Source organism: Aeromonas sp. 55A (genome assembly GCF_051919665.1).
Lineage (GTDB): Bacteria > Pseudomonadota > Gammaproteobacteria > Enterobacterales > Aeromonadaceae > Aeromonas > Aeromonas veronii.
This window is the reverse complement of the sequence record NZ_JBQBEH010000008.1, coordinates 2,050,001-2,063,005: the sequence shown is the minus strand read 5'-3', so window position 1 is coordinate 2,063,005 and position 13,005 is coordinate 2,050,001. Positions and strand designations below refer to the sequence as shown.

The window sequence follows — 13,005 nt, the reverse complement described above, 5'->3', positions numbered from 1 at the left end:
CCGATAGCAGAATGAAAAAACCGCCAGCTGGCGGTTTTTTCCATCTATTCAGACTGTCGGCCCACTGGCCGTTATGGCTGGGGAAAGCAAGGCAGGGAGCGGCTGAACTTGTGCTCGAATACCAGCGAGGTTTCGAGGTGCACCACCTCCTCACGGGAGGTGAAGTGATCGAAGACGAAGTTGCGCAGGTGCTCGGTATCGGAGACACACAGGTGCACCAGAAAATCATCCTTGCCCCCCATGTGGAACAGACTGATCACTTCGGGCAGCGCCAGAATGGCATCTCGGAAGGCATCGATGATCTGGCGGCTGTGGCGGGCCAACTGCAGGGAGACCATGGCCTGAATGTGGCCACCGAGGGCCTGATAATCCACTTCGCAGTGCGCTCCCTTGAGCACGCCATCCTGCTGCAGCTTGCGCACCCGCTCCAGACAGGTGGAGGGGGCAACGCCCACCAGCGCGGCCAGATCCTTGTTGGTCATGCCCGCATCCCGAAACAGATGGGCCAGGATATCCAAATCCAGTTGATCCAGGTTTCTCATCTTAACTCCTTGAACCGCTCAATTTTTTAGACTCTGCCCGTAAACCGGGGTAAACACAACGGCCATTGACATCCCCCCTGCCCCGCCTATCCTTGGCGCCATTCACCGGCCGCAACCCTGCGGCCACCACGCGAGGATCCGCCATGCACCCGTATCACCCCTTCTGGAGCCTTGAGGTTCCCCGTGTCGACGGTCAGCTGCTGCTGACCCCCTGCCCCGGCACCCAGCAGGTGCCGCTGACCCTGGCGCTCGATCAACTGCGGCTGGCCGGTGCCCACGGGGTGGTGACCCTGATGACGAGCGCCGAGTTGACCCGACTCGAACTGGCGCAGCTCGGCCAGCAGGTCGAGCACGAAGGAATGCGCTGGCTCCACCTGCCCATCGAGGATGATCTGGCACCCGATGCAGCCTTCGAGGCCGCCTGGCAACAGGCGCTGCCGCAGCTGCGCGAGCTGCTGGGGGATGGCAAACATCTGGTCATCCACTGCAAAGGGGGCAGCGGTCGTACCGGTCTGGTCGCCGCCGCGCTGCTGATGACCCTCGGCCAGCCACAGCAAGAAGCGATGGCCGCTATCAAGGCCCACAGACCCAAGGCGTTTACCCTGGCCTGCCACCGCCAATGGCTCGACCAGCTGGCCCAGCGGCTGGAGCTGGGCGACTGACTACTTGCCCCCTTGGTCATAGGTGAAGACCTTGCCGATATCCTCCACCCGATAGCTGGTGAGCTGATAGACGTAGTAGTTGAGCCAGTTGGCAAACAGCAGATGACCATGGCTGCGCCAGCTGGCGCGCGGGGTCTTGCCCGGATCGTTATTCGGGTAGTAGTTGACCGGAATAGCCGGGTCAAGGCCCGCCGCCAGATCCCGTTGGTACTCCCCATCGAGAGTCAGGGCGTCGTACTCCGGATGCCCGGTGACAAACACCTGACGACAATCCTTGGTCGCCGCCAGATAAACCCCCGCCTCTTCTGACTCGGCAAAAATCTGCAAGTCGGTCTGGGCGCGGATCAAATCGCCATCAAACGCCGCATAGCGGGAGTGGGGCGCGACAAACTCGTCATCGAAACCGCGCAGCAGCGGTTCGTGCTCATCGAGGCGATGATGATGATACACACCGGAGAGCTTCTCGCCACGGGTCTGCTTCTCCATGCCGTAGAGTGCCTTGAGCGCCGCCTGCACCGCCCAGCAGAGGAACAGGGTGGAGGTAACATGCTGATGGGACCACTCGATGATCTCGACGATACGCGGCCAATAGACCACCTCCTCGAACTCCACCAGCCCGAGCGGCGCGCCGGTAATGATCATGCCGTCGTAGTTGTTGCCACGCACCTGCTCGAAGTCGTGATAGAAGTTCTCGAGATGGGCCTGCGGCGTGTTCTTTGACTCCCTGTCATCAATGCGCAGCAGATCCACATCCACCTGCAGCGGCGAGTTGGAGAGCATCCGCATCAGCTGGATCTCGGTCTCAATCTTCTTGGGCATCAAATTGAGGATCAGTACCCGCAGCGGGCGGATGTTCTGGGTGACGGCCCGGGATTCCGTCATCACGAAGATGTTCTCCTGCCCCAACACTTCGGCGGCGGGTAACTGATCCGGGATCTTGATCGGCATGCTTACTCCCTGTACTGCATCGGTAAATATGTCTGGACATCCAGAAGCCTATAATAAAGCTCCCACCCTGTCATCAGATACCTTTTGTATTCACTCTCGCCTTTGACTAGCATACGGCTCAGTATCTCCCCTGCATCCAAGATAATGACCGGTATCAAGATTTCCGTAGATCGACTGCAAGTCGGCAACTATGTCTCCCTGCCACTGGGGTGGCGCGAACACCCGTTCCTGTTTTCCAGCTTCAAGATCAAGAATGAAGAGGAGATCGAGCTGATCCGCCGACTCGGTCTGAAACTGGTCACCATCATTCCCGACAAGAGCGACGTTCCGCCCAAGCCCCTCAATCAGGTACAGCCTCAACCACAAGAGAGCGCAGACGCCGCCCAGCGCCAGGCTCAGATGCAGCAGGAGAAGGACCGCCGCATCGAGCAGTTGCAGCAGTATCGTCGCAACCTGCAGCAGTGCGAGAAACAGTTTCAGCAGTCGCTGGCCCAGGTGCGCAGCGTGATGAGCAAGCTCCAGTCCCGCCCCCTCAATGCCATCGGCGAGGCGCAGGAGCTGGTCAACGCCATGACAGAACAGCTGCTCTCGGTGGACGAGATGGTGCTCCATCTGGTCTCCGACAGCGAGGATGGCAACAACCTCTACTTCCACTCCCTCAACGTCAGCGTACTCAGCATGCTGCTGGCCAAGGAGTGCAACATGTCGGCCGACCAGATCCGCCATATCGGTATGGGGGCGCTGTTCCACGATATCGGCAAACTGAAGATCCCGAGCCAGATCCTGCGCAAGACCGAGCCGCTCACTAGGCCGGAGCAAAACCTGATGGCCCAGCACCCGCGCTACGGGCTGGATCTGCTCAATCTGGCCAAGGATTTCCCGGCCGAGGCAAAGGGGATCGTGCTCCATCACCATGAATATCTCGATGGCAGCGGGCCGGAAGGGCTCAAGGGTGGCCAGCTCGATCCGCTGACCCAGATGGTGTCGCTGATCAACGAGTACGATAACCTCTGCCACATGCAGGCCAAGGTGCCCTACTCAGCCCTGAGCGGCCTCTACAAGCAGCGCAAGGCGCAGTTCAATCCGGAGTACCTCAGCATGCTGATCCGGTTGATGGGGATCTATCCCCCCGGCAGCGTGGTGCAACTCTCCAACGGTCAGGTGGGACTGGTAATGTCGGTCAACGCTTCCCGCCTGCTCTACCCCTCGGTGCTGGTCTACGATCCGCGCATTCCCCGTCAGGAAGCCGCCATCATCGACCTGCAGCAAGCCGAACTGTCGATCGCCAAAGTGATCCACCCCAAACGGCTGCCGCCCGCCGTGTTCGAGTACCTCAATCCGCGTACCCGGATCAGCTACTACTTCGAACACAATAAAGCCTGATTGTGTTGGCTCGAGGCCAACCGTTGCCACCCGTTTAATCCAAGGAGCCTGCCATGCGTATCGAGATCATCAGTACCGGAGACGAAATAGTGACGGGTCTGGTGGTGGATACCAATGCCGCCTGGCTCAGCGCCCTGCTGCTGGAACAGGGGTGGCAGGTGCGCCGTCGCCTGACGGTGGGTGACAACCTCGCCGACCTGAAAACTGTGCTGCAAGAGAGTGCCAGCCGCGCCGAGGTGGTGCTGGTGTGTGGCGGACTCGGGCCCACTGCCGACGATCTCACCGCTCAGGCCGCCGCCGAGGCCTTTGACCAGCCACTCACCCTCTTCCCCGACTGGCTCGCTACCATCGAAGCGCGCTACGCCAGCCGTGGTCGCCCCATGGCACAAAGCAATGCCAAACAGGCCTGGTTGCCACAGGGGAGCGAAATCCTCGACAACCCGGTCGGCACCGCCTGCGGCTTTGTGGTGCGAAGTGGCCAGAGTCAGCTCTTCTTCACCCCGGGCGTGCCGTTCGAGTTCAAACAGATGGTGCGCGAGCAAATTCTGCCGCGCCTCAAACAGCTGGCCGGGGCACAAGTCGATACCGAGCTGCGTCGCTTTTACACCTTCGGTGTCTCGGAGTCAGCGCTCAGCGATATGCTGGATGCCGAACCCTGGCCAGCTGGTATTGAGCTGGGTTACCGCTCCTCCATGCCCCTTATCGAGCTGAAACTGATCGGCCACGGCGCCAGTACCGCTGACATGGAGAGTGCAAAGCGCCGACTGCTGGATACGATCCACCCCTGGCTGGTTGGCAGCGGAGATACTGAACCGGCGCTGCAGACCCTGGCGCTGCTGCAAGACAAACCGCTGGCTCTGCTGGAGGGAGAGAGTGGCGGCGCCCTGCTGGCGCTTTGTCACGGCCATCCCCGGCTGGAGGCCAACTTCAGTACGCAACTGGCCAATGAGCTGGCACAACTGCCGACCACCGATGCAGGCCTGCAACTGACCATTGGGCGAGAGGGTGCAGAGGGGGTGCCACTGCTGCTCAGCGCCGATGGCATGCACATCGGTCAGACGGTCAAGGTCAGCCACCCCGACCCGGAGAGCCGCCGCAAGATCCTCGCCTTTGCCGCCCTCGATATGCTGCGCCGCCATATGCTGGGTGAGCCGGTACTCGGCGATTACCTCACCCTGGCCAGAACAGCCCAGCGCAGCTGATAAGAACCGCCATTCCCCTGCCAGCGACCATATGTCGCTGGCGCTGCGATCCGCCTTTTCACTCCGTCTCCAAACAGCGCCCACATTTATCTGGCCGCCATCACCGATTTGACTTCAATTCATTGACCATTCAGAGGAAATATCTGAATACTGCCCACTCTCAGGGTTGGCGACTCGCTTTATTAATCATTGAGAGATTAAATGACAGTAAAGGAGCGAGCCGATCGCTCCGTTTTCATCCAGCAAGGAGATGCGGTGTTAAGCAAAGAGTGGTTGCTGCTATCAAGCGATATGGAACTGGTCTGCCTGCGGATTGCCGCCGGTCTCACCAAACCTGTCACGGAACAGGATGTGCAGGCTCTGCTGCTCGCTTCCAACTGTCGCCGCTATCAGCCGCTGCCCGAGGGGATCAAACAGGCTATCAGCCTGCTTAATACCCTGCTCACCAACCCTGCCGCCCCCGTTCCCGCCAACCCCATCCCTGTCGGCAAGCGTCAGGATGCCCGACTCGCCGTAATAGTGGAGAAGGATCGCATGAGCGCCATCGCCCAGATCACTGCCGACTGGGGTGGCAAGTATGTGACGCTGGAACAGTTGAAAGAGGCGATCGCCATCAGCGAAATCAAACAGGGGGTGAGTGAGCAACTGCTCACCGCTGCCATCCAGTCAGCCAAGGAGGCCGCCCCCGGCAGTCAGCTCAAGCTGGTGATTGCCAACGGCCAGCCTGCCGTCAATGGTCAGGACACTCGCTATGAGCGGCTGGTGGAGACCCCGGCCGAACGGATCCTCAAACCGCAGGAGCTGGGGCATGGCAAGGTCGATCTGCGGGATCTCGGCTCCATCGTCACCGTCAAGGCAGGCGCTCCGCTGATGCGCCGCCATCCAGCCACCGTCGGGGTGCCCGGTTTTACCGTGACCGGTCAGGACCTGCCCGCCAAGGATGGCAAAGACAGCCCGATGAGTGCTGGCGAGGGTACCTTTATCTCCCCCGACGATCCAGACCTGCTGATTGCCGGTCGGGCTGGCCTGCCCTGTCAGGAGAAAGCAGGCATGAAGGTGGACGAGGTACTCAGCGTCAAACAGGTGGATGCCCGCCACGGCCACATTGATTTTGAAGGGGGCTTAATCGTCAGCGGCGACGTCAACCCGGGCATGAAGATCAAGGTCAGCGGTGACATCGTGATTGGCGGCTTTATCGAAGGGGGCTGGATCGAAGCTGGAGGCAGCATCACGGTACGCCACGGCATCATTGGCCGCCGCAACGAGCAGGGAGAGTACCTTTGCCAGCTCAATGCGCAGGGGGAGATCCACGCCAGCTACGCCCAGTATGCCCAGCTGGAAGCAGGGGGGGATATCCAGATCCAGAGCCAGCTCAGCCACTGCTACTCCCGCAGCGGACAAGATATCAAGGTGGGCGATAGCAACATGCGCAAAGGCACTCTGCTGGGGGGCACCAGCATTGCCAATCGCCTGATCATGGCACCCAGCCTGGGGGCCGAGGCCGCCAACCATACCCGGCTGCAGATCCTTGGCGGCTACTTCACCCACAAGGAGCAGGAACACCAGCTCAAGCTGCGCCAGCAGGCGTGTCAGGCCCAGCTGGAGAAAATCAAGGAGCTGGTCATGAAGTTGCTGCAACTGCCCAGCGACAAGCGCAATCCGGATACCCTGCGCAAGCTCAAACCGATCCGGGACCATCAGCTGGCCGAACTGGCCCAGCTCGATGAGCAGCTCACCGCCAACCAGGAGGAGCTGCGAAACTTGATGGCTCAGATGGAGGTCATTGCCACCCAGCACCTCTACTCCGGCATCGAGGTCGAGATGGCCAGCTTCAAACGCAAGGTTACCATCACCCGAGGCCCTACCCGCCTGACCATCCATGATGAAACCCTGGAGATGACCCCTTACGAGGGACACAAATAGCTCAACCGGCACGGCCCCATCGCTGAACCGGCCGTGATCCCGCCGCCGATTTTCGCTACACTCGCCACTTCCTTGGCCCCACCGGGCGGGCCACCCAGACTCAGGTAGTGAGAGATGTACAAGCTGATCGCATTGGATATGGATGGCACCCTGCTCAACCCGCAGGGCCAGATTACTCCCCGCACCCACGCCGCCATCAGTGCCGCGCGCGCCAAAGGGGTAACCGTTGTGCTGGCCTCCGGCCGCCCGCTGGAAGGGATGAGCCGCTATCTGGAAGAGCTCGGCCTCACCACAGAGCATGACTACGTCATCTGCTACAACGGCGCTCTGGTGCAACAGGTGGCTGATCAGCGCATCATCCGCAGCCAGCTGCTGACCGGCAGTGACGCCAGCGCCGTCGCCAGACTGGCTGACGAGCTGGAAGTGAACGTCCATGGTTTCTCGGTCACCCAGGGCCTCATCAGTCCCCGTGTCAGCACCTACACCGAGCACGAATCCCGCCTGATCGGCATGCCGATCAATCTGATCGACTTCGCCAACCTGCCTGCCGACGAACAGATCATGAAGGTGATGATGATCGACGAGCCGCCCCAGCTCTCCCGCGCCATCGAGCGACTGCCTGCAGAGCTCTATGAGCGCTATACCGTGGTACAGAGCGCCCCCTTCTTCCTCGAGTTCATGAACAAGCAGAGCAACAAGGGAACAGGCGTGGCCGCACTGGCCGAGCACTTAGGCCTGACCGCCGATCAGGTGATCTGCGTCGGGGATGCGGGCAACGATCGCCACATGATCGAATACGCAGGCCTCGGTGTGGCGATGGGCAATGCCACCGACGAGATCAAGGCTCTCGCCCAGCACACCACTGCCCGCAACGATGAAGATGGCGTGGCTCAGGTGATCGAGCAGTTCGTACTGAATGCCTGATCGCAATCGAGCGCTGCTGCGTCCGATGAGGAAATAAAAACGGGGAGGCTGTCAGCCTCCCCGTTTTTTCTGGTCAGTTATCTGCGTGATGAGCGGTAATTCGCTCGCATCACTGGTTCGCCAGACACTGAGTATGGGAGCCCGGTTGCAGGTAAGGCGTCAGCAGAGGAGCCATCCCCTTGAGCACCTGCACCGGCAGCGCCGAGGTGAACCTGAACTTGTCAGACTGGCTACCCGGTACATAGGCGGTCAGGGTACCGAAGTGATCCTCACCCAGATAGAAAACGAAGGTCGCGGTGCGGTTGCGCGCCAGCGAGCTGGTCACGTTGCCATAACGACCCACGGTTTCAATCCGGTTATCCCCGGTTCCGGTCTTGCCCCCCATCTGCAGCACAGTGCCGTCCGGCAAGGTAAAGGCACCGGCGATACGTCTTGCCGTGCCCCCTTCGACCACCTTGGAGAGCGCACTGCGCAGGGCGGCCGCCACCTCTGCTGGCATCACCCGGGTACCCTCGGTGTGCTGCGGCTCAAACTCGGTCTCGAAGGGCGTCCCCTTGGCGAACGAGAGGTGCTCGATACGCAGGGTTGGCGAGCGGACACCGCCATTCTGGATAATCCCCATCAGCTCGGCCAGTGCTGCCGGGCGGTCGCCGGAGCTACCCAAAGCGGTCGCCAGCGAAGGCACCAGATGGTCGAACGGATAACCGAGCTTGGCCCAGCGCTGATGGATATCGAGGAAGGCTTCAACCTCCAGCATGGTGCGGATCCGGCTGTCACGAGCACTGCGATGGCGAGTCTTGAACAGCCAGCTGTAGACCTCCTGCCGCTCGTCACGACTGGCCGCCACCGCGTCGGCAAAGGTGGCCTTGTCGAACTCCTTGAGATAGGCCAGCAGCCACAGCTCCAGCGGGTGAACCCGGGCGATGTAGCCCTGATCCGGAAGTGAATACTTGCCCGGGCCATAGCTGACGTAGAGCTGATTGACCCGCTTGGCGCTCAACTTCTCCCGCGGCAACCGCTCCGCCAGGAAGGCAGCAAATGCAGCTTCGCTGGCTTCCGGCATCAGGTAGCGGTGAACCGCCGCCAGACGTACCGCACTCGGCTTTAGACCGTCGAGGAAGGTATCGAGTTGCTCCTCGGGAGTCTTGCCGCGATATTTGCGCCAGAAGCGCAGCAGATAGGTCTGGCCCTCTTTGTCAGCAAATTTGGCCAGATACTCCTGACGACGGGGATCCTTGTCATCCTTGAGCAACTGGGCACGGTTGCCCTCCTTGTAGAGGCTGTAGCGCACGATATCGCGCATCAGCCGTACAAAGGGCAAGTTAATCGACTCACGCAGAGAGTCACGCAACGTCGGAATACGATTGTTATCCTCGCGGCGGAAGTTGTTGAAGGTGTGCATGCCGCCACCGGTAAAGAACCCTTCGTTGGGGCTGGCGGAGTATTTACGATCCAGCGCCGCTTCCAGCATCACAGGCAGGCTCTTGTCCTGAGCCGTCATCAGATAGGAGATGGCCCAACGGCTGAGGTTGTCCTGAGAGACGGCAGCCAGCTTGCGCAGATTCTCGACCGGCATCCCGGCATAGTTGTCGTGCAGCTCGGCCACGATCTCCAGATAGGTGGTCAGCACCCGCAACTTGGCGGTTGAGCCCAACTCCAGCTTTGAACCTTCGTTGATATCGAACGGCTGATCGGTGTTGTCGGTCTGCACCCGCACCTTGAACCCTTCCGGCGACTTCTCGAACAGGGTGAAGCTGTAGCGCACATCGCCGGTCTTCTCCGGCGAGAGCAGGCGCTCACCAAACAGCCCTACCTGAGCGGCAAACGTCGGGTCGGCCAGCTGTTGCAGATAACGGGAGATTTCGTTCTGCAACGGCATGTTGAGGCTGGTATCGGCGGTCAGATCCATCCGGTCGAGGTCATAGAGCTGCACCCCGAGCTGACGGCTCAGGCGAGTACGGGCAACCTGCAACCCCTTGTTGTTGTTCACCCGGGTGATAGCCGGGGACTGCAGGAAGTCACGAAACGTAATCTTGGCCTTGAGCGCCGCCTCCATCAGAGGTGGCGTGATCATTCCCTCCTGCACAAACAGGCGCAGGTAGCTGTCGGTCAGGGTAGCCAATGCCTCTCGCCCTTGAGCCAGATAGTAAGAGGGACGGCGGTGCGCAATCATCAGCGAGACGACCTGACGCAGGGCAAGCCCCTGTTCGGCCAGCGGTGTGTTCTGGTTGCGGGCGGGGTCCAGAAGACGGTTCACGTCATCAACATTGGCACCAAACCAGACCCAGAGACCATCTCCCAGACCATGCACTTCACCATATCCCGGCGCAGCCGAGAGCGGTACCGAGTTGAGGTAGGCCCAGGCGACTAGTTTGCGCGCTTCGAGGGTTTCCGGCCCGAGACGATAAGCCCGCACGCTGGCAGAGGCCATCTGACGGATCTTCTCGGTCGGCGACAGGGTCAGGCCATCCGGCGAGTGGCGATACTTCTCCACCTGGGTCGCCAGGGTACTGCCACCGGCAGATTGATCCTGCATATCGAGCGCCTTGCCCACTTGAGAAAGCGCGGCCTTGGCAAAACGGGGCCAGTCGACCGCCGGGTTGGCCAACGGCTCTTCGTTGCTCAGCAAGTCGCGGTTCTCGATAAAGAGCAGCGACTGGATGACAAGAGGCGGAATGGAGTCAAAATCCGGATAGTGATGGGTCGGATACTTGAATTGATAGAAGGGCTCGGCACGGCAATCGTGCAGCGTCAGTCCGGCCTGCACCTTCTCGGTATAGGGCACGAAAAAGCCACGACTGGCGTAGTCATAGAGCGCGTCGGAGAAATGCACCTGCTTGCTGACTTCATAGCCCCGCTGAAGCAAACGCTCCTGCATCATCGGCAGTTGCACATAGCCGAGCCGCTTGTCGAACGGGCCATCCTCAGGGAAAGCGATCTGCTTGCTCTGGCCTGGCTCGACCTGATAGGTGAGCTTGGCGGCATAGCGGGAGATCTCCTGAGATTGCAGCTTCGAGGTTTTCATCTCATAGCCAACCAGAGCGATCACCGCCCCCAGGCAAAATAAAAAGAGAAAACAGAACAGCCAACGCCACCAGGGACGACGCTTGCGCTTTGGGTTCCCGTCCGAGGTCTGGACAGATGAATCTTGAGATGCCACTTGTGTCAAATCCGTCTGTTCTGATGCGCCCATATCAGCCCCACCATGGTTGCGCAATTTATTGTGTTTCACTCAAGCTTAGTCTTTTCAAGTCAATGGCTTGAAACTATTGACCGCTTTGTAGTGATGGTAACAGGGCAATTCTAAAAAGGGGAGCCGATTGTTGCAGGAGTGGCAGAGATCAGAGCTGATAACAAAACACCGGCCAGTGGCCGGTGTCTCTTAAGCGAAAGCGCAACGCTTATTTGTGAGAGCTCATGCCCTTCAGCTTGGTGCTCAGCTCTTTACGCTCTTTGGAAAGCTCGGCGTTCTTGATGATGTGGTCATCCACGCGCTCTTCATAGTCGGCACGCATGTTGGCGATGATCGCCTGCACATCATCAATACTCATGCCCGGCTTGATGTAGTCGCTCAGGTTGTCGAGCAGCAGCACGCGCTTCTGGTTGTCACGGATCTTCTTCTCGTTATCCGCAATTTCACGCTTGAGTTTGTTCTGGCGACGGGACATACGCACATATTCCAGTACATCGCTGAAGGTGGACTTGTTTACTTGTTCCATATCGATACCACTGACTTAAGGTTGATAAAAACTGGCCAAGTTACACCTGGAACCCGGCAAACTCGGCGCGGGACAGGCAAACTCAAGATGCCCTTACTCTACCGAGTTATAAACGAGATACAACCCTAATCGCGCGCCATGAACAGAGTTTGGCCAAAAGTAAACCAGTTAAAATGGCCAGCAATTCATCAGATAAGGGCTTGATATAGATAGAAAATGGAGGAGATGACAGGGTTTTAGTTCTCTTCCTGCAGATAAATGCTAACACTGGCTGTTTAACACGCTAAAAACACCAAAGCCCGGTTATGAAACCGGGCTTTGTGTTGATTCTTGCGTACAAATCTGTGGCCACTGGACAAAACCACCCATAGCAAAAAGGCCTTCCCATCTGGGAAGGCCTTCAAATTAGTGGCGGAGCGGACGGGACTCGAACCCGCGACCCCCGGCGTGACAGGCCGGTATTCTAACCGACTGAACTACCGCTCCGCATTCGGTTAGCTTGCGCTAAATTGGTTGCCGCTTCTTATGAGGTGTCATCCTCGCAGCCAGTGACGTGATTCTTCACATCACCGTTTAATTGGGTGCCTGGCAGTGTCCTACTCTCGCATGGCGAATGCCACACTACCATCGGCGCTACCGCGTTTCACTTCTGAGTTCGGCATGGGATCAGGTGGTTCCACGGCGCTATGGCCGCCAGGCAAATTCTTAATCTAGAAAGCTGACGTGAGTAGTGATGTTTCGCTTGGCTTGTCACTATCACTGAATTTTGAGTAGTTCGCTTGGTATTTGCTACAAGCCTTAGAACACTTCTTGGGTGTTGTATGGTTAAGCCTCACGGGTAATTAGTATGGGTTAGCTCAACACGTCGCCGCGCTTACACACCCCACCTATCAACGTTGTGGTCTCCAACGGCCCTTTAGGACCCTCAAGGGGTCAGGGATGACTCATCTCAGGGCTCGCTTCCCGCTTAGATGCTTTCAGCGGTTATCGATTCCGAACTTAGCTACCGGGCAGTGCCACTGGCGTGACAACCCGAACACCAGAGGTTCGTTCACTCCGGTCCTCTCGTACTAGGAGCAACTCCCTTCAATCATCCAACGCCCACGGCAGATAGGGACCGAACTGTCTCACGACGTTCTGAACCCAGCTCGCGTACCACTTTAAATGGCGAACAGCCATACCCTTGGGACCGACTTCAGCCCCAGGATGTGATGAGCCGACATCGAGGTGCCAAACACCGCCGTCGATATGAACTCTTGGGCGGTATCAGCCTGTTATCCCCGGAGTACCTTTTATCCGTTGAGCGATGGCCCTTCCATTCAGAACCACCGGATCACTATGACCTACTTTCGTACCTGCTCGACCTGTCCGTCTCGCAGTTAAGCTGGCTTATGCCATTGCACTAACCTCCTGATGTCCGACCAGGATTAGCCAACCTTCGTGCTCCTCCGTTACTCTTTGGGAGGAGACCGCCCCAGTCAAACTACCCACCAGGCACTGTCCGCGAGCCCGATTCAGGGCCCTGCGTTAGAACATCAAACATACAAGGGTGGTATTTCAAGGACGGCTCCAGCGCAACTGGCGTCACGCCTTCAAAGCCTCCCACCTATCCTACACATGTAGGTTCAATGTTCAGTGCCAAGCTGTAGTAAAGGTTCACGGGGTCTTTCCGTCTAGCCGCGGGTACACCGCATCTTCACGG

The 13,005-nt window shown here is 58.9% G+C and carries 9 protein-coding genes, 1 tRNA gene and 2 rRNA genes (1 of these 12 running past the window's edge); 5 read left to right on the top strand and 7 right to left on the bottom strand.

The features are described 5' to 3' along the window. Positions 1 to 71 precede the first annotated feature (71 nt). The gene (locus tag ACTG2G_RS13575) at positions 72 to 542 is read right to left on the bottom strand and encodes an Lrp/AsnC family transcriptional regulator (RefSeq protein WP_005336001.1); all 471 of its coding nucleotides are present in this window, start codon (positions 540 to 542) and stop codon (positions 72 to 74) included. A 143-nt stretch (positions 543 to 685) separates the two neighbouring features. Here ACTG2G_RS13575 and ACTG2G_RS13570 point away from each other — a divergent pair, with 143 nt between their 5' ends. Next, positions 686 to 1,204 (top strand): cyclin-dependent kinase inhibitor 3 family protein, encoded by a 519-nt coding sequence (locus ACTG2G_RS13570; RefSeq protein ID WP_216980033.1) that lies wholly within the window; start codon positions 686 to 688, stop codon positions 1,202 to 1,204. Here the strand turns inward: ACTG2G_RS13570 and metA are convergent, their stop codons facing one another. Next, positions 1,205 to 2,152, bottom strand: coding sequence for a homoserine O-succinyltransferase MetA (gene metA / locus ACTG2G_RS13565; protein WP_421386617.1), 948 nt, complete (start codon positions 2,150 to 2,152; stop codon positions 1,205 to 1,207). It abuts the gene before it with no gap. Between the two features lie 144 nt (positions 2,153 to 2,296). Here metA and ACTG2G_RS13560 point away from each other — a divergent pair, with 144 nt between their 5' ends. The 4 genes from ACTG2G_RS13560 (at position 2,297) to yidA (ending at position 7,584) form a co-directional block, all read left to right on the top strand. Then, the gene (locus ACTG2G_RS13560; protein WP_421386616.1) at positions 2,297 to 3,535 is read left to right on the top strand and encodes an HD-GYP domain-containing protein; all 1,239 of its coding nucleotides are present in this window, start codon (positions 2,297 to 2,299) and stop codon (positions 3,533 to 3,535) included. Between the two features lie 53 nt (positions 3,536 to 3,588). Further along, the gene (locus ACTG2G_RS13555; protein ID WP_421386615.1) at positions 3,589 to 4,737 is read left to right on the top strand and encodes a competence/damage-inducible protein A; all 1,149 of its coding nucleotides are present in this window, start codon (positions 3,589 to 3,591) and stop codon (positions 4,735 to 4,737) included. 255 nt (positions 4,738 to 4,992) lie between these two features. After that, positions 4,993 to 6,660, top strand: coding sequence for a DUF342 domain-containing protein (locus ACTG2G_RS13550; RefSeq protein WP_421386736.1), 1,668 nt, complete (start codon positions 4,993 to 4,995; stop codon positions 6,658 to 6,660). Between the two features lie 114 nt (positions 6,661 to 6,774). Beyond that, positions 6,775 to 7,584, top strand: a complete 810-nt coding sequence (gene yidA / locus ACTG2G_RS13545) for a sugar-phosphatase (RefSeq protein ID WP_421348307.1) — start codon at positions 6,775 to 6,777, stop codon at positions 7,582 to 7,584. A gap of 109 nt (positions 7,585 to 7,693) precedes the next feature. On the opposite strand, the gene ACTG2G_RS13540 is transcribed toward yidA, so the two are convergent. The 5 genes from ACTG2G_RS13540 to ACTG2G_RS13520 all read right to left on the bottom strand — a co-directional run. Then, complete coding sequence (locus ACTG2G_RS13540) at positions 7,694 to 10,777, bottom strand: transglycosylase domain-containing protein (RefSeq protein ID WP_429204269.1); 3,084 nt, start codon at positions 10,775 to 10,777, stop codon at positions 7,694 to 7,696. Positions 10,778 to 10,985: 208 nt separating this feature from the next. Beyond that, complete coding sequence (tmaR, locus tag ACTG2G_RS13535) at positions 10,986 to 11,303, bottom strand: PTS system regulator TmaR (RefSeq protein WP_005336024.1); 318 nt, start codon at positions 11,301 to 11,303, stop codon at positions 10,986 to 10,988. Positions 11,304 to 11,712: 409 nt separating this feature from the next. Continuing rightward, positions 11,713 to 11,789 (bottom strand) — tRNA-Asp (locus ACTG2G_RS13530). Between the two features lie 97 nt (positions 11,790 to 11,886). Continuing rightward, positions 11,887 to 12,001: ribosomal RNA gene (gene rrf, locus ACTG2G_RS13525) — 5S ribosomal RNA — on the bottom strand. A gap of 123 nt (positions 12,002 to 12,124) precedes the next feature. Further along, positions 12,125 to 13,005: ribosomal RNA gene (locus ACTG2G_RS13520) — 23S ribosomal RNA — on the bottom strand (it continues 2,009 nt past the right edge of the window).